The sequence below is a fragment of the Paenibacillus sp. EZ-K15 genome, assembly GCF_002573715.1.
Classification (GTDB): domain Bacteria; phylum Bacillota; class Bacilli; order Paenibacillales; family Paenibacillaceae; genus Paenibacillus_AQ.
Genome location: NZ_PDHM01000008.1, coordinates 304,737 through 325,022 on the forward strand (window position 1 = coordinate 304,737; position 20,286 = coordinate 325,022).

A 20,286-nucleotide genomic window follows, 5' to 3' on the forward strand; every position below is an offset into this window, starting at 1 on the left:
ATTATGCCAAAAAACCGCCCTTATCTGTATCATGAACTGACGAATAGCATATGCACGACCTGTTACCGCAAAGTGGAAGCCAAGATCATCGAGGAGAACGGCATGATCTATATGCTCAAAAGATGCCTCGTACACGGTCCGGAGAAAGTGCTGATCGCAACGGAGGCCGATTATTACCATCAGACGCGAAAGTTTATCAAGCCTTCCGAAATGCCGCTTGTCTGGAATACGCCGATCCGGTACGGTTGTCCTTATGATTGTGGACTCTGCCCGGACCATGAGCAGCATAGCTGCCTCACGCTGCTGGAGATCACGGACCACTGCAATTTGCAGTGCCCGATCTGCTTCGCGGAATCGTCGCCGCATCGTACTTCCTACAGGTCGCTTGCGCAGATCGAATTCATGCTCGACCGGATCGTGGAGAACGAGGGGGAGCCTGACATCGTGCAGATCAGCGGCGGCGAGCCGACGACGCATCCGGATTTCTTTGACATCTTGGACATGTGCAAAAGCCGTCCCATCAAGCATATAATGGTGAACACGAACGGCATCCGCATTGCCCAGGACCGGGATTTTGCGCGGAGGCTGGCCGAATACATGCCTGGATTCGAAATTTACCTGCAATTCGACAGCTTTGAGGCGCATGTGCTGAAGGAGTTGAGAGGGGCCGATCTGCGACGCATCCGCCAGCAAGCCATCGACCATCTGAATGAATTCAACATATCCACGACGCTGGTCGTCACGCTGAAGAAAGGCCTCAATGACGGCGAGATCGGAGATATCATTCAGTATGGACTTCAGCAAAAAGCGGTGCGCGGCGTCACCATTCAGCCGATTCAGGCTGCGGGCCGGCTGGAGGGGTATGATCCGGCAACCGACCGGCTGACCGTGAGCGAAGTGCGGCGGATGATCATCGACCAGTCCGAGGTATTTACGGATGCGGACATTCTGCCGGTGCCGTGCCACCCGGATTGCCTGGCCATGGGTTACGCCTTGAAGCTGGGCGGGGAAGTGCTGCCGTTGACACGAATGATCGACCCGGAAATCCTACTCGAGGGCGACAGCAACACGATTGTGTTTGAGCAGGATCCCGTGATCCGCGGCAAAATGTTTGAGCTGCTGTCGACGGGACACTCGCCGCAATCCTCGGCGCTTTCCCTGAAGAGCCTGCTCTGCTGTCTGCCGCTAGCCGCCGTGCCGGAGCAGATAACCTATGACAACGTCTTCCGGGTCATTATCATGCAGTTCCTGGACGCCCATAACTTCGACGTCCGCTCTGTTAAGAAATCCTGCGTCCACATCATGCACCCCGACGGACGGATGATCCCGTTCGACACCTATAACATGTTCTACCGGGATGACAAGGAAGAGCTGCTGAAGGAGCTGAAGGAAGAGGTCGTCACGGCTTGGAACCGGTAAGAAGGCTTGGTAGGGCTCGATGCCTCTGCAACCGGAGGGGTTGAGGCTATATAGCTCTTGAGAAGAAGTTAAGCAGTTTCGAATCCTATTCATTCCTAACTACATAGGGAGGCTAGAGCTGTGCAGAACAATACCCCTGAAACGGAGAAGGTATCCCCTTATCAGTTGGACCAGAACATGAAGATCGAGAACGATGGAGCAGGTGAACGATTATGGTATTCCCCCCAAGAAGAGCCTTTCCAAGTATCGGGCTTTGCCTGGCTTGACGTTGAACATAAATATCGCAGGCTGCCTGCGGTACCTGATGTTCCCATCCGACCGGAGGTGGATGTGTTAGCGAACTGCACATCGGGTGGTCAGATCCGCTTCCGCACGAATTCGAGGAGCGTGTCGGTCCGCGTGCGTCTGACCGCAGGATCCGGCATGTACCACATGCCGCCAACGGGGGAGTGCGGCGTCGATGCGTATATCGGCGGCCCTGGTCAGTGGCTGCATGCGGGAACGGCTCGTTTTCAGGCCGGCCAGGTGAAGTATGAGAGCAGCATCTTTGATTCCGAGACAAGCGAGGCACGATCGTTCCTCCTGAATATGCCCTTATACCAGGGCGTCGAGGAAATATGGATTGGACTTGAACCAGGAGCGGAGGTCTGGGCACCGGAAGCCTATGATTCTTCCAAAAAGGTGATTGTATACGGAACATCCATTACGCAAGGCGGATGTGCGTCACGGCCCGGCATGTCGTATACGAACATCTTAAGCCGCAGGCTCCATCTGGAGTTTATCAATCTGGGATTCTCAGGCAATGGAAAAGGGGAGTCGGAGCTTGCTGTACTGGCAGCCCAAATTTCGGAACCCGCATGTCTCATCATTGATTACGAGGGGAACTCCGGGGGCACCGAGTCTTATCGGCAGACCTTGCCGCGGTATATCGAGACCTACCGCAAGGTTCACCCGGAGGTCCCTATCATTTTGATATCCCGCATCCGCCATGGAGCCGAGTCGTTTAAGCCGGAGATTCTCGAAGGGCGGCTCGCGCGGAAGAAGTTCCAGATGGAACTCATCCGGGAACTGACCGAGGCCGGAGATCAGAGCTTAACGTTTGTGGATGGATCGGATTTGTTAGGTGATGATCCTGGGGAAGCCACCGTAGATGGGGTTCATCCGACGGACCTCGGTTTTAAGCTGATGGCGGATGGGCTTGAGCCTGTGCTAAGGCAAGTGATTGGCGATAGAGCCGCTGCAGCAGGGCGATCCAAAAGTTAACAGGTTCCAATGTTGGCGTATGGGTGTAGTACGGTTACGGAATGAAGTCGCTATCTGTGACGTTTGGGCCAAGTCAATGAGCCTTATGGCGCGGATCTATGGAATCTTTACCAAAAATGGTACAAGTCTATTATAGGTTCTAACAAATTTGTTACATCCTACTTGCGTTATGACGATAATATAGAATAATATGAAGGGGCGCGGCTTTCATAGAGGGGACCCGCGCTTTTTTGCTATCTAACTTGCCTGGACACCTTCTTATCGGAAGCCCCCCCTGTAAGAGAGTGTTATGACGCGGAAGGCCGGCATGCCTTAAGGGTTTACAGGCTTGAGATGCGCATTTTCATATTTTCCATGTATAATAGAAGAAATCATTCAAATAGGAGCTAGGAAATGAAAAAGCTAGGAAGAAACGATCTATGTCACTGCGGAAGCGGGAAAAAGTACAAAAGATGTTGTCTTGAAAAAGATGAACGCACGGTATACGGTAAAGTCATCCAGTTCCCTGGTGCGAGAGCAGAAGAGCCTAAGCTACAGGTCGATCAATTGCGTCAGATGATTAACGACAAGCTGGGATGGATGGACTGGAACGCTGATGAGCATCGCGAGCTTGCCGAGTCTGTGTTTCCTCAGATCTGCCGGGATTATGAGCTGCAGGATGATCAGCAGCTGTTTCAAGTGTTCAGCCTCCTGATGGTCTGGAACAGCTTCTCCAGAGAAGCCAATCCGAAGTACCGTAAACAGGGCGGATATGCAAGTGCGTTAGAATATATAGTAACTTCATCGCTGAACATTTCAACAACGAAGTCCGATATCGCGAAGAAGCATGAGGTTTCCGTTGCTACGTTGACCCGCAACAGCGGTCAGATTCAAGACTTCATGGATGGCGTAGCGGCATCCGGTGACGACGCAAACGTCGAGGATGAGGAATCCGAGAGCGAAGCATTGCCAAAGTGAAGGATCCAATAGCATGAGTGCGGCATTTGCGCATTCGGTTTCATAGCGTGACCGCTCCTATTTCAGTGGGGCGGTCATTTTGCGTTAATCCATAACCGACGTTTTCGCAAGACTGCTTTCCCGATCTAGTCAGAGGCTCCGCGTGAACCCGTCAGCAGCCAGCCTAATGCAACACCATACAGTAGATGACCGGCCAGCCAGAACAGAAGAGCAGCGAGGTCGGATAACTCCGGTGTACGGTCAGACAAAACGGTGGTCGGATATAGGAGAAGCCCTACGGCCAAACAGACCAAGGAAACCCAAGACAAGCTTCGCCAGCGGGTCCAATTCTTCTGCTTCAAAAAGATGGTCAGAGCGATGCTCAGCAGGACGGAGATGATGAGGTGCAGCGCAAACTCGATAATTTCGGAGAGCTTCAGCTCATTCAGGACAGGTACGTAGTCAATGTTTAGGAGCAGCGTGTAAACCTTCAATGAGGTGAAATGCTCTACGATTTTCAGGAAAAGTCCGAGGATGATACCGGCGGCGAGGCCTGCCCAAACCGGACTGTTCAACCTGAATTTACTCCACATGAGCGACGCCCCCTTTTTTGTTATTGTATAATACCTGTCGATCCGATGCGAAACGAATATTCGCTGTACAACAATTGGAACTTAATCGAGCGAGTACGATGGCGCAGGCGCATAAATGTACATATAAAAAATAACCGGACTCATCCTCCCAATGCAGGAGAAGATGTCCGGTTATTCGTATTTGGCCTGTTATTTCACACGGCGCTTTGTAGGAGCAGGGAGCCGGGCAGTTCGATCCGGTATCCTTTGACAAGATGTTCGCCGTTGAACGTATCCGTATCATATGCCCGCTCAAAGCCAAGCCGCTCATAGAGTTTCACCGCAGAGGCCATCATGTCGGAGGTATGAAGGTTCAGCGTGGTTGCGCCGAGCTGGATCGATCTGCGGGCAGCTTCTTGAATCAGAAGCGTGGCGATGCCGCGTCCCCGGGAACCCGGAGATACGGCAAGAAGACGGATAATGGGCGAGTGGATCCCCATTTCCGGTTTTCCGTACGCATCCTCCGAGGAGAGGAAGAGCTGGACGCTGCCGACGATTTCCCCGCCGAGCTCGGCGACGATCCGGGCATGCGGCGCATGGCTGTACGCGGAATTCCTGATGGAATCCCGATATTCCTCCCATCGTTGCGTAGACAGATCGAAGGCATACTGCTGATAGGATTCCAGCATTACAGCAGCAACAGCCTCTCGTTCCCACTCATGAGCATCCCGTATGATCACTTCCTGCATTGAATTCATCGCTACCACTCCTTTTTTAGGTCATTATAATTTCAGAGGATACGGTCATATCCTGATAAGGTGAGATTAGTATAGCAGCTTATTCCCATTAAACACATTGGAAAACAAAAATATTAATGCTGTCATTAAAAAAATCTATAAGCATATTTGGATTGACAATAATTTGCCAACTGCCTAAGATAAGGATAATTTATAAGGAAATTGCGGCTCTAAAACCATCTATATTCATTGGAATAGTAAGTATAATATAATGATGTCCGGAGGTGTCAGCTTGAACATCGAAAATATCGAGGCCTTTGTCTACATCAATCATTACGGCAGCTTCAATAAGGCGGCAGACGTCCTTTTTCTGTCCCAGCCTACGGTGACCGCACGCATCCAGTCGCTGGAGAGAGAGCTCGACTGCAGGCTGTTCGACCGTTTGGGTAAACAGATTCATCTGACCGACAAAGGCAAACAATTCCTCCCCTATGCCCAGCAGATCCTCCAAACCTTTCAAAAAGGAAAGCACCACCTTCAATCGAAAGCTTCCATGCCCAATGAGCTCAGAATCGGAAGCACCGTTTCGGTATCCAATTACTTAATGCCTTATCTGCTTATGGTGCTCAACCGCCGGTTTCCCGAGATGAACTTCAAGCTGACAACAGGTCCGACGGAAGAGCTGGCCGGCAAGCTCTCGTCCAAGGACATCGATCTGGCTTTCGTCCGCAAGCTGATGAATCCGGCGTTTCAATCCTATCCCTTTTTCGAGGACCCCATCCGCTTGTATGTATATAAGGATCATCCGCTCGCTGCTGCCGGGAGAGCCTCCATTCGGGATATCCGGCGCGAGACGCTGGTCTTCTTCGAGTGCGGTTCGCTGGACTGGTTGCGGATTCACCGGGTATTCGAGAGTCTGGAACAGCCGCCGAACATCGTGTTTCAGGTGGATAATTCCGAGACGGCGAAGAAGCTCGTGCTGGGGCGGGCGGGGATCTGTTTTCTACCGGGTCTTTGCGCTCAGCAGGAGGTAGCCGAGGGAAGCCTGATTCCCGTGGATATAGCCGAAACGGCAGGCATTTCCCTGCAAACCCATCTCATCTCCTTGAACGGACAGAATAATGAGTTTCTGGATTCTTTGCTGGAGCTCGGTCGGGAATTGTCCTATTGATGATTTGCATGGATGAATAGAAAAACTCTATTAGACGCGTTCCCCAAATCGCGGTAAAGTTAGTGACAACATAAACCTCACTAAATCTATAGGAATTATTAATTTGTGGATGGGGACAAGATCGAAAGGGGATGAGGTCGTGAAGAAATCAATCTTAGCAGCTGTTGTCATCGCATTGGCAGGGGTGATCGTCGGATGCGGAGCAGACACGAAGAGCGGAGAAGCGAAGAAGGACAGCACGGTGAACGCAACGGAAGGAAAAGTAACGAAGATTGTTGTCGGCACGGGCACGGCCTTCCCGAGAATTTGCTTTATTGACGAGAATGGCAAGCTGACCGGCTTTGACGTTGAGCTGGTGCGGGAGATCGATAAACGTTTGCCGGAATATGAGTTCGAGCTGCAGACCCAGGAGTTCTCCAATCTGCTGCTGAGCCTGGAAACGAGGAAAATTGATTTTGTAGCTCACCAGATGGAGAAGAATCCGGAGCGAACGGAAAAGTACCTGTTTAATAAAGAGCCTTACGCCTATTGGCGAAATAAAATCATCGTCGCTAAGGAGAACGACTCCATTCAATCGCTGGATGATTTGAAGGGGAAAAAGGTGCTAACCGGTGCAACCAGTGCGGCTGCTCAGATTCTGGAAAACTACAACAAGGACAATAACGATGCGATCCATATTGTCTATCAGAACGGTGCGGCGAATGATACCGTAAGCCAGATTACGACAAGCCGGGTGGATGCAACCGTTGGTGCGGACTTTACGCTGCCGCTGATCGATCCGCAAGGAAAGCTGAAAACAACGGGTGATCACCTGTCGGAGGCTGACATCCTGTTCGTATTCCGCAAAGACGACCCGGACAGCCAGAAGCTGTCGGATGCGGTTGACGATGCGATCAGGGAGCTTAAATCGGATGGAACGCTGACCAAGCTGAGCAAGGAATGGCTGGGAGACGACTTTACGTCGTCGAATCCATGATGAGATGACCATGCAAGAAGGGAGAAGGATTCATGGGTGCACCGTTCGATTTCTCGTATGTGCTTAGCTTTTTGCCTAAACTCTTGTCGACCTTAGGCGTCACGATGCTGATCGTGGCAGGGTCTCTGCTGGTGGGGATCGTTGTCGGATTTCTGGTTGCCCTTCCCCGCCTGTACCGGATTCCGGTGCTGAACGCGTTCGCCAAGGTGTACATTTCGTTCTTTAGGGGAACGCCGATCCTGATCCAGCTCTTCTTGTTTTATTATGGTCTGCCGGAGATCCTGAAGCTTGTTCATATCGACATGTCCCGGGCGCCTGTCATGGTATTCGTGATCCTGACCTACGGGCTTCATACCGGAGCCTTCATGTCGGAGATGATCCGGGCCTCGGTAACGGCGGTGGACAGAGGTCAGGTAGAGGCGGCGTATGCCATGGGGATGAAGGGACATCAAGCCTTTCTTCGGATCGTCCTCCCCCAGGCGCTCGCAATCGCCGTTCCGGTATTTTCGAATATGGTGATTGCCTTGCTGAAGGATACTTCGCTGGCCTTCACCCTCGGGCTTATGGAGATGACAGGAAAAGCGCAAACCCTGGGCAATATCACCCAGCACTTTATCGAAGCTTATCTGGCGCTGGCTTCCATCTATCTTGTCATCAGCTTTACGCTGGAGAAGCTGCTGCTGCGTGCGAAGCGGCGTCTGATGCGCCATGAGGTACCGGAGTCGGCAGCCCGTGAAAGATTCCGTATACAAAAGAAAGGGGCCTACCGCCGCATCATCGCCGGAATGAGACCTGAAAAAGGAGGAGCGGAGCTATGAAAATCGATCCATCCTTCATATGGACGGCATTCGTAAACTTGCTGTCCGCGATCCCGACAACGCTGTTGATCACCGTCGTATCGGTTACGGCCGGATTTATGATCGGGCTGATCGCGGCGTTTGCCCGGATCTATAAAGTGCCAGTACTCAGCCAGATCGCTGCCGCCTACGTGACCTTTATCCGGGGCACTCCCATGCTGACGCATCTGCTGCTGATCTATTTCGGGCTGCCGGTGCTGGTGGATGCGCTGTCCGCTCAGATGGGCTGGGGCTTTAAGTCATCCTCCATCCCGATGATCTGGTTCGCGTTCCTATCGTTCTCGATTACGGCAGGCGCGTATATGTCGGAAGTGATCCGCTCGGGCCTGCTCGCGGTAAACCGGGGGCAGCTGGAGGCAGCTTATTCAATCGGCATGACGACGTGGCAGGCGCTGCGCAGGATCGTATTCCCCCAAGCCTTGGCCGTCAGCCTACCAAACCTGTCCAATTCGGTCATCGGCATGCTTCACGGCTCGACCTTGGCATTTACCGTGTCGGTTGTGGACATTAACGCGCAGGCGCAGATCGTGGCATCGACCAATTGGAAGTTTTTCGAATCCTACCTGGCCGCGGCAGCTATTTTCTGGGGGCTTACACTCCTCATCGAAAGACTGACCGCAGTCATTGAGAAACGAATCAATCTCTACAATCGGGGGGGCGTCGCATGATTCAACTGACCGATATTTCAAAGTCCTACGGCAAGAACACGGTGCTGAAATCGATTGATCTGACGGTAAACAAAGGGGAAGTGGTGGTGATCCTGGGGCCGAGCGGTTCGGGCAAAACCACGCTGCTGCGCTGCGTGAATTATCTTGAGAAGCCGAATGGCGGCGAGATTGCCATCGGCGATTACCGCCTCGATCGCAAGCGGGCCACGAAGAAGGAAATTCATGAACTCCGCCAGCGATCGGCCATGGTGTTTCAGCAGTACAATCTGTTCAAACACAAGACCGCGATCGAGAACGTGATGGAAGGCTTGGTCGTTGTCAAAAAAATGCCAAAGGCCGAGGCGAGGGAGAGGAGTATCACCCTGCTCGAAAAGGTCGGTCTGGCCGATAAGCTGGATGCCTATCCGAGTCAGCTCTCGGGCGGGCAGCAGCAGCGGGTGGGCATTGCCAGGGCATTGGCCCTGGAGCCGGAGGTGATCCTGTTCGATGAGCCGACGTCGGCGCTCGACCCGGAGCTTGTGGGCGAGGTGCTTGCGGTCATTCGCAAAATCGCGAAGGAAGGGATCACCATGATCGTGGTGACGCATGAGATGGGCTTCGCGAGGGATGTGGCGAACCACGTTGTGTTCATGGACGAAGGCGTGATTGTGGAGCAGGGGACTCCGTCCGAGCTGTTCCATCATCCGCGGGAAGAACGAACCAAGCAGTTCCTGAAGCGGATCACGCCTGAGCTTAACTACAGCATTTAGGAGGTCAACCAATATGGGGATCACGATAAGCGTGCTTGACCAAAGTCCAATATATCCGGGCGAAACGGCAGCGGAGGCGTTCACGCATACCGTGCAGCTTGCTCAAAAGTCAGAGGAGCTCGGTTTCCGGCGCTTCTGGGTATCCGAGCATCACGATTCGGACCAAGTAGCAGGGTCTTCGCCGGAAGTGCTCATTTCTTACTTGTTAGCTAAAACCCAAACCATTCGCGTGGGTTCCGGCGGCGTCATGCTGCAGCATTACAGTCCTTATAAGGTAGCGGAGAATTTCAACGTGCTGGCCGCGCTCGCGCCGGGACGCGTGGATCTGGGCATCGGGCGCGCGCCTGGCGGGTTGCCGCGCAGCACGCAGGCGCTGCAGCGGGGCGTGCAGGAGCAGGAGTCGTTAACCGATAAGATCGTCGAGCTTAGCCAATTTGTGCATAACACGCTGGAAGAGGATCATCCGCTCGCCGGGCTGCGTGCCGCTCCGCTGCCGGAGACCGCCCCCGAGCTGTACGTGCTGGGGGCCAGCGCAGGCAGCGCGGAAATTGCGGCTGGACTCGGCCTGCCCTATGTGTTCTCCCTCTTCATCAACGGGGAGGAATCCGCGGCGTTGGAAGCCATTCGTGTTTACCGAAGCACGTTTGACTACTCCCACGGCAGGGAACCGGAAATTCTTGTTGCACTGTCCGTGATCGTGGCCGATACGGAGGCGGAATCGGCGGAGCTGGCAGGGGCGCTGAAGCTGGTGAAGATTCATTTAGCCAGCGGCCGGACGCTGGCACTGGGAACGAGGGAACAGGCGGAAGAATTCGGACGCCAGGCAGGTGAGCCGTACACGATCGAGGAACAGGAGCCGTTCATCACCAAAGGTACGAAGGAGACCGTGCGTGAACAGCTGCTCCGGCTTCAACAGGCTTCGGGCGTTGATGAAATCATCGTCACCAGCAATATCCAGCCCTTTGCCAAGCGAATCCGCTCATTCGAGCTGCTGAGCGAGGCGTTGGCTGAGGTTCCTGCCGAAGCGTAATGGAATCGGTCATAGGTACGTGACTATTTAGGAGGTTTTACGAATGCCAAGCCATGTTTTATCCACCGATATAGACATCCATCGAATTATTGAGATCCGGCGCCATCTGCACCGGTACCCGGAGCTGTCGAACGAGGAGTGCGAAACGACGCGGCTGATTAGGGGCTGGCTCGAGGAAGCCGGGATACGGGTTACGGAGTATCCGCTAGCCACAGGCGTAATCGCAGAAGTCGGCGGACTTCAAGAGGGGCCGATCATTGCGCTGCGGGCGGATATCGACGCCCTGCCGGTCCAGGAAGAGACAGGGCTTCCGTACGCCTCGACGATTCCCGGCAAAATGCATGCCTGCGGGCACGATTTTCATACGGCTGCCCTGATCGGGACGGCATATGCCCTGAAGCAGCGGGAGCAGGAGCTGAGAGGAACCGTGCGGCTGATCTTTCAGCCGGCCGAGGAGAAAGCCAAGGGAGCGAGGCAGGTCATCGACAGCGGGGCACTCGAAGGCGTGCAGGCGATCTTCGGCATGCATAACAAGCCGGACCTGCCTGTCGGGACCATCGGCATTAAGGAGGGCCCGCTGATGGCCGCCGCCGACGGCTTCGTGGTTGAAGTGGCGGGCAAGGGGTCCCATGCGGCCGTGCCGGAAGCGGGCCTTGACCCGATCGTGACCGCATCGCATATCATTACGGCGCTCCAGTCGATCATAAGCCGGAATGTGAGCCCCCTGAAGAGCGCCGTCATCAGTGTCACGAAGCTGCACAGCGGGACCGCCTGGAATGTGATCCCGGATAAAGCGCTGCTGGAAGGGACCATACGCACCTTCGATGACGACGTCAGACTGCAGGTGCTTGAACGATTCAGCCAGGTGGTTCAAGGCGTGGCCGCAGCTTTCGGAACGACGGCTGCCGTACGCTGGATCGAGGGACCGCCGCCGGTCCATAATGACCGCAAGCTGGCGGAGCTCGGTTATGTCGCTGCTGCCGAAGCGGGATATGAGGCGGTGATACCGGTTCCTTCGCCGGCCGGAGAGGATTTTGCGGTGTACCAGCGTGAGGTTCCCGGGTTGTTTGTTTTCATGGGGACGGCAGGCACGCAGGAGTGGCACCATCCGGCGTTTGATCTGGATGAACGGGCGATTCCGGTCAGCATCGATTTCTTCACGAGGCTGGCGGAGCGGGCGCTCGGGCATTACCGCTCCGGTGAGGAGGCATCGCCATCACCAGCACCATCGCCTTAAGGAGTTCCTTCTGTCGCTGTTATTCGAAAGGAAGCACCGATTCATGTTTCAAGCATTACCGTTATGAGGCCCCGAACATGAACCGCAGCGCGATGTGAAGGGCAGCTTCTTGTTGTTGTTTATATCGGGAGAGTCATTATCGAGTTTGTATTGGAGGAGATCGAATGAGTGAGTTCCCTATCGAAGCCTTTGTTAATACGCATGATCAGCTGCTGGCCGCCGTTGCCGGCCTTAGCGAGGATCAACTCCAATGGAAGCAGGCACCGCATATATGGAGCGTACAGGAGGTGCTCTCCCATCTGGTGGATCACAGCATCGTGATCTCGTTCCGGATTCGGGACATTCTGGCCGGGACAACGGTCCAACTGCCTGCGTTCAATCAGGATGCCTGGGTCAACGGCCAATATTCGAACGAAGGCAGAGCCGCGGATATTTTGGAAGCATTCCGGGCGCTGCTGCACTACAACAGCTTGCTGCTTCGCCGCTTGAGCGGGGCCGATACGGCCAAAACCGGCATCAATTTCAAAGGGGAGACCGTCAGCGTCTCGGATATCGTCAGCGGGTTTACCCGCCACGTACAGAATCATCTCGGACAGATCGAACGCATTAAACTGGCTGCAGCTCCCGTGTGAGCAGATGGCGCTAAGATCGATAAGGAGGAATGGAATATGGCAAAGCAAAAACAATTGAGATTGGGGGCGCTCCTGCACGGTGTGGGCGGAGGAACCTCCATGTGGCGGCATCCGGATGCGCAGCCTGACGCAAGCGTTAATTTTGAGCTGTATAAGCAGTGGGTTCAAAAAGCCGAGGAGGGCAAGTTCGATCTGATCTTCATTGCGGACGGCTTGTATATCAACGAAAAATCGATCCCGCATTTTCTGAACCGCTTTGAGCCGATCACCATACTGAGTGCACTGGCTGCCGTCAGCCAAAACATCGGTCTTGTCGGTACGTTATCCACCTCGTACAGCGAGCCGTTCACCGTGGCCCGTCAGTTCGCGTCGCTCGACAAGATCAGCAACGGACGCGCAGGCTGGAACATCGTCACCTCTCCGCTGGAGGGCTCAGCCCTGAATTACGGCAAGAAGGAGCATCCGGAACACGATAAGCGATACCGGATTGCAACGGAGTATTTGGAGGTTACCCGGGGATTATGGGATTCCTGGGAGGATGATGCCTTCGTGCGGAATAAGGAGACGGGCGTTTTTTTCGATCCCGAGAAAATGCACACGCTGAATCACGAAGGCGAGTTCTTCTCCGTAAAGGGGCCGCTGAACATCGCCCGTTCCAAGCAGGGACAGCCGGTTATCTTTCAAGCGGGATCGTCTGAGGTCGGCAAGAACTATGCCTCCAAAGAAGCTGATGCGGTATTCACCGGTCATGAGTCTGTGGAGGATGCGGCAGCCTTTTATCAGGACGTGAAGGCGCGGGCGGCCGGATTCGGCCGGAATCCGGATGAAGTGCTGATCTTCCCCGGCATCAGCCCGATTATCGGCAGCACGGCCGAAGAGGCCGAGCGCAAATATGAGGAGATAGCCAGTCTGGTGACCATCGAGAATGCCCTGGATTATCTCGGCCGCTTCTTCGAGCATCACGATTTCTCCCAGTATCCGCTGGATGAGCCGTTCCCTGAGCTCGGCGACCTGGGCAAGAACAGCTTCCAGAGCGGTACCGACAAAATCAAAAGGGACGCCAAGGAGAAAGGGCTCACGCTCCGGCAAGTGGCGCTGCAGTCGGCCACACCTCGTGGCGGGTTTATCGGCACGCCGGAGCAGGTGGCAGACAAGATCCAGGCTTGGTTCGAAGCAGGCGCAGCCGACGGCTTCATGATTACTGCGGCGGTGCCGAACGGGCTGGAGGATTTTGTGGACCATGTCGTCCCGCTTCTGCAGGAGAGAGGCATCTACAGAACCGAGTACGAGAGCGACACGCTGCGCGGCAATTTGGGATTGCCCGTTCCCGAGAACCGGCACAGCAAAGATCAGGCAGTTGCTGTCCGTTCCTAAAAGGGAGCGGTGGGCATGACGGCGGCTGTGGAACTGGATCAGATGATGGAGTGTTGGCATTCGGCACACTTCAGGCAGGCAGCGCCATTAATGCCATCGCTGCGCAAAGCGAGCTTGCGGGAACCTTCCGGGCGTTTCAGAAGGACATCGTGGCTGTGATTACGGAGGGCTTAAGGCGTCTGGCCGCGTCCATTGCGGACCAAGCAGGCGGCAGCTATAAGCTGGAGCTTCGTGAATGGATGGCCGTGGTCAACGACGGAGCCGCGCTGCGTCGTATAACGCAAGCCGCAGGGCAAGTGCTGGGCAAGGAGAAGGTACATGTGCTCCATCCACCCAGCTTGGCTGGCGAGGATTTCGGTTGGTATCTGGATCAGGTCCCGGGCGCTTTTGGTTTCATCGGCTGCGGGAATCCGGATCGGGGGATTGTGCATGCGATTCACCAGCCCCGATTCGATTTGGATGAAGATGTCCTGGTGCATGGGACTCGAATATGGGTGCGTCTAGCCCTACATGACGTTTACGAATAAGGAGGAAAACCAATGACGAAAATCGCTTTTATAGCAGGAAGCCCGACGCGAGGGTCCCGTTTGTTCGGATTAACGCAATATGTAGAGGATCGCCTGATCATTGCTGGCTACGAGATCGAATTCATCTCGGCAGCGGATCTACCGGCTAAGGATTTGCTGCGGGCCGATTTCAATAGTCCGGCCATCAAGCAGGCCATAGCGGCGGTTGAAGGAGCCGCTGCCGTGATCATTGCCAGCCCGGTGTATAAAGCTTCTTATTCAGGGGCGTTGAAAACGATTTTGGATCTTCTTCCCCAAAAAGGTCTGCAAGGCAAAGTCGTGCTCCCGCTATTCATCGGCGGCACCATCGCGCATTTGCTCGCAGTGGATTATGCGTTGAAGCCGGTGGTATCCGCACTCGGAGGAACCAATATTCTCAGCGGGGTGTTTGCCGTAGATCAGTGGATCACCCGCCTCGAACTGGGCGGTTACGACATCACGGAGCAGCTGAGAGAACGCCTGGATGACGCGCTAAACGAGCTGCAGGCAGAGCTGGCCCGATATTCGGCTGTGCCGGCGGAGCGGCAGGGGCAAGCGGTCTGACGCCTAATTTTCCAAGACAAACGGCGATCTTGGGATGCAGCAGCCACGATCCGAATCCGTGGATCGTGGTTTTTGCGCTGCCATGATTACCGAGGGGTAAGGGCTCTAATAGAGAATCAAGAAGCGAGGATAGAACTTCTCTATATGGTCTTGTAGAAGAGAATGCTGGGTGATAGAGTAATCAACAACTTAATTCCGACTATACTCATTGGAAAGATGGACTCAGAGCGTGGCAGTGGATTTTCAGTAGCGGCACTTCCGGGGAAACCGCTGAGTGGCTGCATCGGATGGTTTACACACGGAGCATCGATGATGTGTTTCTTGATGGCAAGCGGGCTGGTGGCATTGGCCATCCCTTTGGCTCTTCTCCTTCGGCGAAGACGGCAGGTGGAGGCTGCCGGCAGCTCAGCCATGTCAGAGCCGACGGCTTAGCATGCAACCGAGTCTTGTTTAGAAATTGTATAGTTCGGTCCTATACTCTAGTTCTATAGACTTATACAGCTGGAGTGATAGGATGACAGACGAGTATTTTGACGAAATGCGAAAATACGGACACGAAGATGAGATGCGGTACCGAATGTTGATGCGAGGGGTAAAGAACCTGCTGGAACAACGGAAGCGTGAAAAGTCCAAGCTGTTCAAAGGACTTCCGCTTCGACAAAGGAATAAAGTCCCGCGTGTAGGTAAATGGTCATAAGTTGTCGTTAACAGAACCGTCAGTGGAACAGCATGTGAGCAATGGAAGACAAAACCTATGTTTATAGCGTTTATTACAAATATAAAGGCTGCCTTCATGGTTTTGGGGTGGTCTTCTTTGTGTCCTCTTCATGTCTTTCTTCATGTCTCACTGCATGTCTCACTGCATGGGTCTTTTGTCTCTTCGCGTCCAGCCCACATAAAAAAGGCCGGCTCCCACCGCTTGAATGCGAAAGGGAGTCGGCTTGATTGCAATTTATGCTACACCGGTGCCAGCTCAGGAGCTGGAGTCGGCGTTGTTGGTTGTTTGGGTTCCGCTGGTTCCGGTTTGACGGCTGAAGGCCGGCGTATGCCCTTCCCGCGCGGGACGCACATAGGGGTTCCGTACAGCGGGTCCGGAATAATCTCGCACGGCAGTTGGAACACGGTCTGCATCAGCTCGGAATTGATGATATCTCCCGGTTTGCCCTTTGCCTTGATGCTTCCGTCGCGAATAGCAACGATATGATCGGCATAACGACAGGCCAGATTGATATCATGCAGCACCATGACGATGGTCCGTTGTTCTTGAACATTTAAGTCATACAGCAGATCCAGCACTTCGATCTGGTGCGTCAAATCCAGATAGGTGGTCGGTTCATCGAGCAGAATGATCGGCGTTTCTTGTGCCAGCGTCATCGCGATCCAGGCCCGCTGGCGCTGGCCGCCGGATAGCGAGTCAACCGTACGGTCAGCCAGTTCAGTCAAACCAGTGGAGGCCAGCGCAGCCGTGACGGCTTCCTCATCCTCACGTGACCATTGACGAAGCCAGCTCTGGTACGGATAGCGTCCTTGCTTTACCAGCTGCATCACCGTTAATCCTTCCGGGGCGGTAGGCCCTTGAGGCAAAATGGCGAGCTTACGCGCCACGTCCTTGGTGGACAAGTCTGCGATGTCGGCCCCGTTCAGTACAACCGAGCCGCGCTGCGGTTTCAGCAGCCTGGCCATGGAGCGCAGCAAAGTGGACTTGCCGCAGCCGTTGCTGCCGATAAACACGGTGATTTTACCTATAGGCACGGTTAAATCCAGATTTTCGAATATAAAGTCTCCCCCATAGGACAGACCCAATCCCTTTGCTTCCAGCGTATTCATGACGCCAGCTCCTTTCGGTTCTAGAATCGATTGCGGTTACGATACAGCAAGTAGAGGAAGAACGGCGCGCCGATCGCGGCGGTGAATACGCCTGCCGGAACGTCGCGCGGCAGAAATGCCGTCCGAGCTACCAAGTCCGCGACAAGGAGAAGAATCGCACCGATCAGTGCGCTGACGGGCAGGACGCTCCCGAAGGAGGGACCCACCAGCCTGCGGGCCATATGCGGTGCCATCAGACCGATGAAGGCGATGGCGCCGCCGATCGAAATGGCTGCTCCGGCCAGCGCGACGCTGAGTCCGATTAGGATCAGGCGCTGTTTCTGAACCTGGGCGCCCGTACTGCTGGCAACGTCGTCGCCCAAGGCTTGGATGTTCACATTGCGGGCTTGCAGCCAGGTAAGCGGTAGAAGTACAGCTATCCAAGGCAGCAGGGTCAAAACGTCCTTATCCCAGGACATGCCGTAAATGCTGCCTGCCATGAAAGTAAGGGAGCGGTCGGCCAACTGCAGCGGTCCGGATATGATCAGCATATAGGAGATCGATTTGATTGCAGCCGATACCCCGATTCCGATCAAGACGAGCCGCAGCGGCGATACGCCATTTTTCCAAGCAAGCACGTACAGCAGTCCGGTAATGAAAAAAGCACCGAGGATGGCGAATAGCGGCATCCAATGGATCGATACGGTGCCTGTGAATATGAAGATGAAGAGAACCGCTCCAAGTGATGCTCCCTCCGTTATACCGATGACGTCGGGGGAGGCCAGGGGGTTGCGGATGACGCCCTGCAGAATAGCCCCCGCCACGGCGAGAGCGGCGCCGATCAGCACGGCGATAATAATTCGGGGTAGCCTTAGCTGCATAACGATAACCTGCTCCATGGGCGGAGCGTTACCGAACAATGCCTTCATGACATGAAGCGGCGAAACAAACTGGCTTCCTGTGCCTGTGCTAATAATCATGGCGGCGATGCAAAGCACGAATAGGATCAGGCATACCCATAGTGTTCTTCTCTCCAGCATAAACGATACTTTAGCGTTCCTGGAGCGGAATATGCGGTGTTTACTCATTGTGCTCGTCTTCCTTTCCTGGCTATGTACACGAAGAACGGCACGCCGATGATTGCGGTCATCACGCCGACCGGGACTTCCTTCGGCATGGCAATATATCGGGAGCCGAGATCGGCCGTCACCAGCAGAAGTGCGCCGAGCACCGCGCTGTAAGGCAGAATCCAGCGATAATCATTTCCTATTAAATGCCGAACGATATGCGGGATGATAATCCCGACGAATGCGATGGGTCCCGCAGCGGCAACGGAACCTCCGGCCAGCAAAATAACAGCCACTGCCGCTAACAGCTTGATGAGGGCTGTTTTTTGCCCGAGGCTCTGGGCGATGTCATCACCCATGGAGAGGGCGTTCAGATGGCGGCCCAGCAGGAGTGCAGCCAGCATGCCAACGGTCATGTACGGCCACACGGCTGCAAGTTGGTTCAAATCGCGTCCGGCTACCGAGCCGACAAGCCATACCAGCACCTGATCGAACATTTTGCCGTCGGAGAGCATCAATCCCTGCGTTAAGGAATGGAAGAAGGCAGCTATGGAGGCACCCGCAAGGGTGATTTTTACCGGCGTCATGCCGTCCCTGCCGATGCTGCCCAGGAAAAACACGATACCCCCACTTACCGCGGCTCCGATCAGCGCGACCCAGGTAAGAGATTGGAGTCCGCTTATGCCCAGCCAACCCGCCGACATAATAATGAAAAAGGCTGCACCGGAGTTCACGCCCAGCGTGCTGGGTGATGCAATCGGATTGCGCGTGATGACCTGCATGAGGGCACCCGCAACAGCTAGGCTTGCTCCTACAGCAAGTGCAATGAGCGCCCGGGGCAGTCTTGCTGTGAGAATGATCAGATGCTCGTTGCTCCCGTTGAAGTGAGTGAACGATTCCCATACCTGATGAAGAGGTATGTTTGTTACTCCGAATGCGATGCTGCCCATGACGGCAGCAGCCAGCGCCAATAGCGATATGAATAGTCCGAATACGCGCATATATGCTCACTTTCTTAAGTCCATGAATAATTAAGTTCATATGAATTTTAGGTGAAGGGACCCCATCTGTCAATGAGCTTGATAATCATTCTCATAAATATCTTGATATTTTTCAGGAAACCCTTTATAGTTTTGAATCAGTGATTGATAATGATTTTCAAGTAGAGGGATATGACACAAGGGGGATTTAGATAGGAATGGGAAAAGGAATGGCAAATAAACCAACGAGAGGCCTCAAGTTTAGCTTGCTGGCTCTCATTATGATCGTGATTCTTGCCGGTTGTGGAGCAAGCCCAGCGAAAGAAAATGCAAACAATGCCGGCGGAGACACGACGAATAATGCAAGTGGTAACAAAGGTAGCGCAGCAAGCGAATCCTATGAAGTTACACATGCGATGGGTACGGAAACAATCAAGGGAACCCCTCAAAAAGTGGTGGTTCTCACGAACGAAGGAACCGAGGCGCTTCTCGCATTGGGCGTGAAACCAGTTGGTGCCGTTAGATCCTGGACAGGTGACCCATGGTATCCACATATTAAAGACCAGATGGAAGGCGTTACCGTTGTCGGGGAAGAGAGCCAGCCAAACATCGAGCTGATCGCCGGCTTGCAGCCGGACCTGATTATCGGCAACAAGATGCGTCAGGAGAAAGTATACGAGCAATTGAAGGCGATCGCGCCGACCGTTTTTGCCGAGGATCTTCGCGGCGAGTGGCAGAACAATTTTGAACTGTATGCCAAGGCGCTGAACAAGGTATCCGAAGGCGAGGAGCTTTTGGCAGCATACGACAAGCGGATTCAGGATTTCAAAGAGAAGGCTGGAAGCAAGCTCGACGAAACCGTCTCCGTAGTCCGTTTCATGGCAGGCAAGACGCGCGTGTACCATACCAATACGTTCTCGGGCGTTATTTTCGATAAAATCGGCATCGCTCGCAACGACATGACGAAGAATGCGAAGGACAATTTCGTTGACGAGATCACGAAGGAACGTTTGCCTGAGGCAGATGCCGACAGACTCTTCTACTTCACTTATGAAACCGGGGATGGCGGCGCAAACCAAACCGAGCAGGAATGGATCAACGATCCACTATGGAAAAACCTGAGCGTTGTCAAGAACGGTCAGGCCCACAAAGTGGATGATGCAATCTGGAACACGGCAGGCGGCATATTGGCAGCAAATCTGATGATTGACCAACTGCAGGAATTTTACGGCATTCAGTAATGAATGCTGCAGGCTAGTATTATCGTATAGCAGATGATGCTAGGAAAAAACTAAAAAAGGAGGCATCCCAAAAGATCTGAGATCTTAAGGGATGCCTCCTTTTTTAGCATCACAGCATCGCCAGTACTGCCGCTATAAGGCATGCCACACCGCAAGCCAGTACCTCCGCGTCGCCAGCATCGCTGCGTCGCCAGTATCGCCGCATCTGCAGTACCTCCGCGTCGCCAGTACTGCCACTATGTAGCTGCATGCCACACCGCTCGCCAGACAGCTTAACCAACTCCCCTACTTCGTGCCGCTGCCCCTGACCTGTTATCGGACTCCAGATCCCTTATTTCTCAATTTGACCCCGATTTTTAAATCTGACGGACTCAGGATCCCTTTTTGCCACAAATTTGCACCTAGAATAAAAAGTGGACACCTCTTAAACTTGTAGTAATAATAAACCTACTAAGACAAACG

Annotated in this window: 23 protein-coding genes; 17 read left to right on the forward strand and 6 right to left on the reverse strand. The window is 54.0% G+C overall.

Going from position 1 to position 20,286, the window contains the following annotated elements:
* Positions 1 to 3: 3 nt before the first annotated feature.
* The 3 genes from CRG97_RS05920 (at position 4) to CRG97_RS05930 (ending at position 3,639) form a co-directional block, all read left to right on the forward strand.
* Positions 4 to 1,419, forward strand: a complete 1,416-nt coding sequence (locus tag CRG97_RS05920; RefSeq protein WP_098742187.1) for a radical SAM protein — start codon at positions 4 to 6, stop codon at positions 1,417 to 1,419.
* Positions 1,420 to 1,539: 120 nt separating this feature from the next.
* Positions 1,540 to 2,682 carry an SGNH/GDSL hydrolase family protein gene (locus CRG97_RS05925; protein ID WP_237566312.1) on the forward strand — a complete coding sequence of 381 codons (1,143 nt, stop codon included), beginning with the start codon at positions 1,540 to 1,542 and terminating at the stop codon, positions 2,680 to 2,682.
* A 393-nt stretch (positions 2,683 to 3,075) separates the two neighbouring features.
* The gene (locus CRG97_RS05930; RefSeq protein WP_098742188.1) at positions 3,076 to 3,639 is read left to right on the forward strand and encodes a YecA family protein; all 564 of its coding nucleotides are present in this window, start codon (positions 3,076 to 3,078) and stop codon (positions 3,637 to 3,639) included.
* A 125-nt stretch (positions 3,640 to 3,764) separates the two neighbouring features.
* Here CRG97_RS05930 and CRG97_RS05935 read toward each other — a convergent pair whose 3' ends face one another.
* A complete protein-coding gene (locus tag CRG97_RS05935; RefSeq protein WP_098742189.1) occupies positions 3,765 to 4,211 on the reverse strand; it encodes a hypothetical protein in 447 nt (148 codons plus the stop codon).
* A gap of 194 nt (positions 4,212 to 4,405) precedes the next feature.
* Positions 4,406 to 4,948 (reverse strand): GNAT family N-acetyltransferase, encoded by a 543-nt coding sequence (locus CRG97_RS05940; protein ID WP_098742190.1) that lies wholly within the window; start codon positions 4,946 to 4,948, stop codon positions 4,406 to 4,408.
* A gap of 271 nt (positions 4,949 to 5,219) precedes the next feature.
* Between CRG97_RS05940 and CRG97_RS05945 the strand changes: the two genes are divergently transcribed.
* The 13 genes from CRG97_RS05945 (at position 5,220) to CRG97_RS06005 (ending at position 15,427) form a co-directional block, all read left to right on the forward strand.
* The gene (locus tag CRG97_RS05945) at positions 5,220 to 6,098 is read left to right on the forward strand and encodes a LysR family transcriptional regulator (protein ID WP_098742191.1); all 879 of its coding nucleotides are present in this window, start codon (positions 5,220 to 5,222) and stop codon (positions 6,096 to 6,098) included.
* 139 nt (positions 6,099 to 6,237) lie between these two features.
* The gene (locus CRG97_RS05950; RefSeq protein WP_098742222.1) at positions 6,238 to 7,074 is read left to right on the forward strand and encodes a transporter substrate-binding domain-containing protein; all 837 of its coding nucleotides are present in this window, start codon (positions 6,238 to 6,240) and stop codon (positions 7,072 to 7,074) included.
* 32 nt (positions 7,075 to 7,106) lie between these two features.
* Positions 7,107 to 7,892, forward strand: a complete 786-nt coding sequence (locus tag CRG97_RS05955) for an amino acid ABC transporter permease (protein WP_098742192.1) — start codon at positions 7,107 to 7,109, stop codon at positions 7,890 to 7,892.
* Positions 7,889 to 8,599 carry an amino acid ABC transporter permease gene (locus tag CRG97_RS05960; protein WP_098742193.1) on the forward strand — a complete coding sequence of 237 codons (711 nt, stop codon included), beginning with the start codon at positions 7,889 to 7,891 and terminating at the stop codon, positions 8,597 to 8,599. Before CRG97_RS05955 ends, CRG97_RS05960 begins: the two co-directional genes overlap by 4 nt.
* Positions 8,596 to 9,348, forward strand: coding sequence for an amino acid ABC transporter ATP-binding protein (locus tag CRG97_RS05965; protein WP_098742194.1), 753 nt, complete (start codon positions 8,596 to 8,598; stop codon positions 9,346 to 9,348). The genes CRG97_RS05960 and CRG97_RS05965 overlap by 4 nt, the downstream gene beginning before the upstream one ends.
* A gap of 13 nt (positions 9,349 to 9,361) precedes the next feature.
* Positions 9,362 to 10,378, forward strand: coding sequence for an LLM class flavin-dependent oxidoreductase (locus CRG97_RS05970; protein ID WP_098742195.1), 1,017 nt, complete (start codon positions 9,362 to 9,364; stop codon positions 10,376 to 10,378).
* 43 nt (positions 10,379 to 10,421) lie between these two features.
* The gene (locus CRG97_RS05975) at positions 10,422 to 11,615 is read left to right on the forward strand and encodes a M20 peptidase aminoacylase family protein (protein WP_098742196.1); all 1,194 of its coding nucleotides are present in this window, start codon (positions 10,422 to 10,424) and stop codon (positions 11,613 to 11,615) included.
* Positions 11,616 to 11,779: 164 nt separating this feature from the next.
* Positions 11,780 to 12,247 carry a DinB family protein gene (locus CRG97_RS05980; RefSeq protein ID WP_098742197.1) on the forward strand — a complete coding sequence of 156 codons (468 nt, stop codon included), beginning with the start codon at positions 11,780 to 11,782 and terminating at the stop codon, positions 12,245 to 12,247.
* 36 nt (positions 12,248 to 12,283) lie between these two features.
* Positions 12,284 to 13,621, forward strand: a complete 1,338-nt coding sequence (locus tag CRG97_RS05985) for an LLM class flavin-dependent oxidoreductase (RefSeq protein WP_098742198.1) — start codon at positions 12,284 to 12,286, stop codon at positions 13,619 to 13,621.
* Positions 13,622 to 13,674: 53 nt separating this feature from the next.
* The gene (locus CRG97_RS05990) at positions 13,675 to 14,148 is read left to right on the forward strand and encodes a M20/M25/M40 family metallo-hydrolase (protein WP_237566313.1); all 474 of its coding nucleotides are present in this window, start codon (positions 13,675 to 13,677) and stop codon (positions 14,146 to 14,148) included.
* A gap of 12 nt (positions 14,149 to 14,160) precedes the next feature.
* Complete coding sequence (gene ssuE, locus CRG97_RS05995) at positions 14,161 to 14,730, forward strand: NADPH-dependent FMN reductase (RefSeq protein ID WP_098742199.1); 570 nt, start codon at positions 14,161 to 14,163, stop codon at positions 14,728 to 14,730.
* A gap of 216 nt (positions 14,731 to 14,946) precedes the next feature.
* Positions 14,947 to 15,162, forward strand: coding sequence for a hypothetical protein (locus CRG97_RS33005; RefSeq protein ID WP_153047484.1), 216 nt, complete (start codon positions 14,947 to 14,949; stop codon positions 15,160 to 15,162).
* An 82-nt stretch (positions 15,163 to 15,244) separates the two neighbouring features.
* Complete coding sequence (locus CRG97_RS06005; RefSeq protein ID WP_098742201.1) at positions 15,245 to 15,427, forward strand: hypothetical protein; 183 nt, start codon at positions 15,245 to 15,247, stop codon at positions 15,425 to 15,427.
* 260 nt (positions 15,428 to 15,687) lie between these two features.
* Here CRG97_RS06005 and CRG97_RS06010 read toward each other — a convergent pair whose 3' ends face one another.
* Genes CRG97_RS06010 through CRG97_RS06020 form a run of 3 tightly spaced genes read right to left on the reverse strand, consistent with a single transcriptional unit; the run spans position 15,688 to position 18,604 of the window.
* Positions 15,688 to 16,557 (reverse strand): ABC transporter ATP-binding protein, encoded by an 870-nt coding sequence (locus CRG97_RS06010; protein WP_098742202.1) that lies wholly within the window; start codon positions 16,555 to 16,557, stop codon positions 15,688 to 15,690.
* A gap of 20 nt (positions 16,558 to 16,577) precedes the next feature.
* Positions 16,578 to 17,624: a FecCD family ABC transporter permease gene (locus CRG97_RS06015; RefSeq protein ID WP_098742203.1), complete on the reverse strand. Its 1,047-nt coding sequence runs from the start codon at positions 17,622 to 17,624 to the stop codon at positions 16,578 to 16,580.
* On the reverse strand, positions 17,621 to 18,604 hold the full coding sequence (locus tag CRG97_RS06020; protein ID WP_098742204.1) for a FecCD family ABC transporter permease: 984 nt from the start codon (positions 18,602 to 18,604) through the stop codon (positions 17,621 to 17,623). The genes CRG97_RS06015 and CRG97_RS06020 overlap by 4 nt, the downstream gene beginning before the upstream one ends.
* Positions 18,605 to 18,801: 197 nt before the next feature.
* On the opposite strand from CRG97_RS06020, the gene CRG97_RS06025 reads away from it, so the two are divergent.
* Positions 18,802 to 19,824 (forward strand): ABC transporter substrate-binding protein, encoded by a 1,023-nt coding sequence (locus CRG97_RS06025; protein WP_098742205.1) that lies wholly within the window; start codon positions 18,802 to 18,804, stop codon positions 19,822 to 19,824.
* 109 nt (positions 19,825 to 19,933) lie between these two features.
* Here the strand turns inward: CRG97_RS06025 and CRG97_RS33055 are convergent, their stop codons facing one another.
* A complete protein-coding gene (locus CRG97_RS33055) occupies positions 19,934 to 20,074 on the reverse strand; it encodes a hypothetical protein (protein WP_161952920.1) in 141 nt (46 codons plus the stop codon).
* Between the last annotated feature and the right edge of the window lie 212 nt (positions 20,075 to 20,286).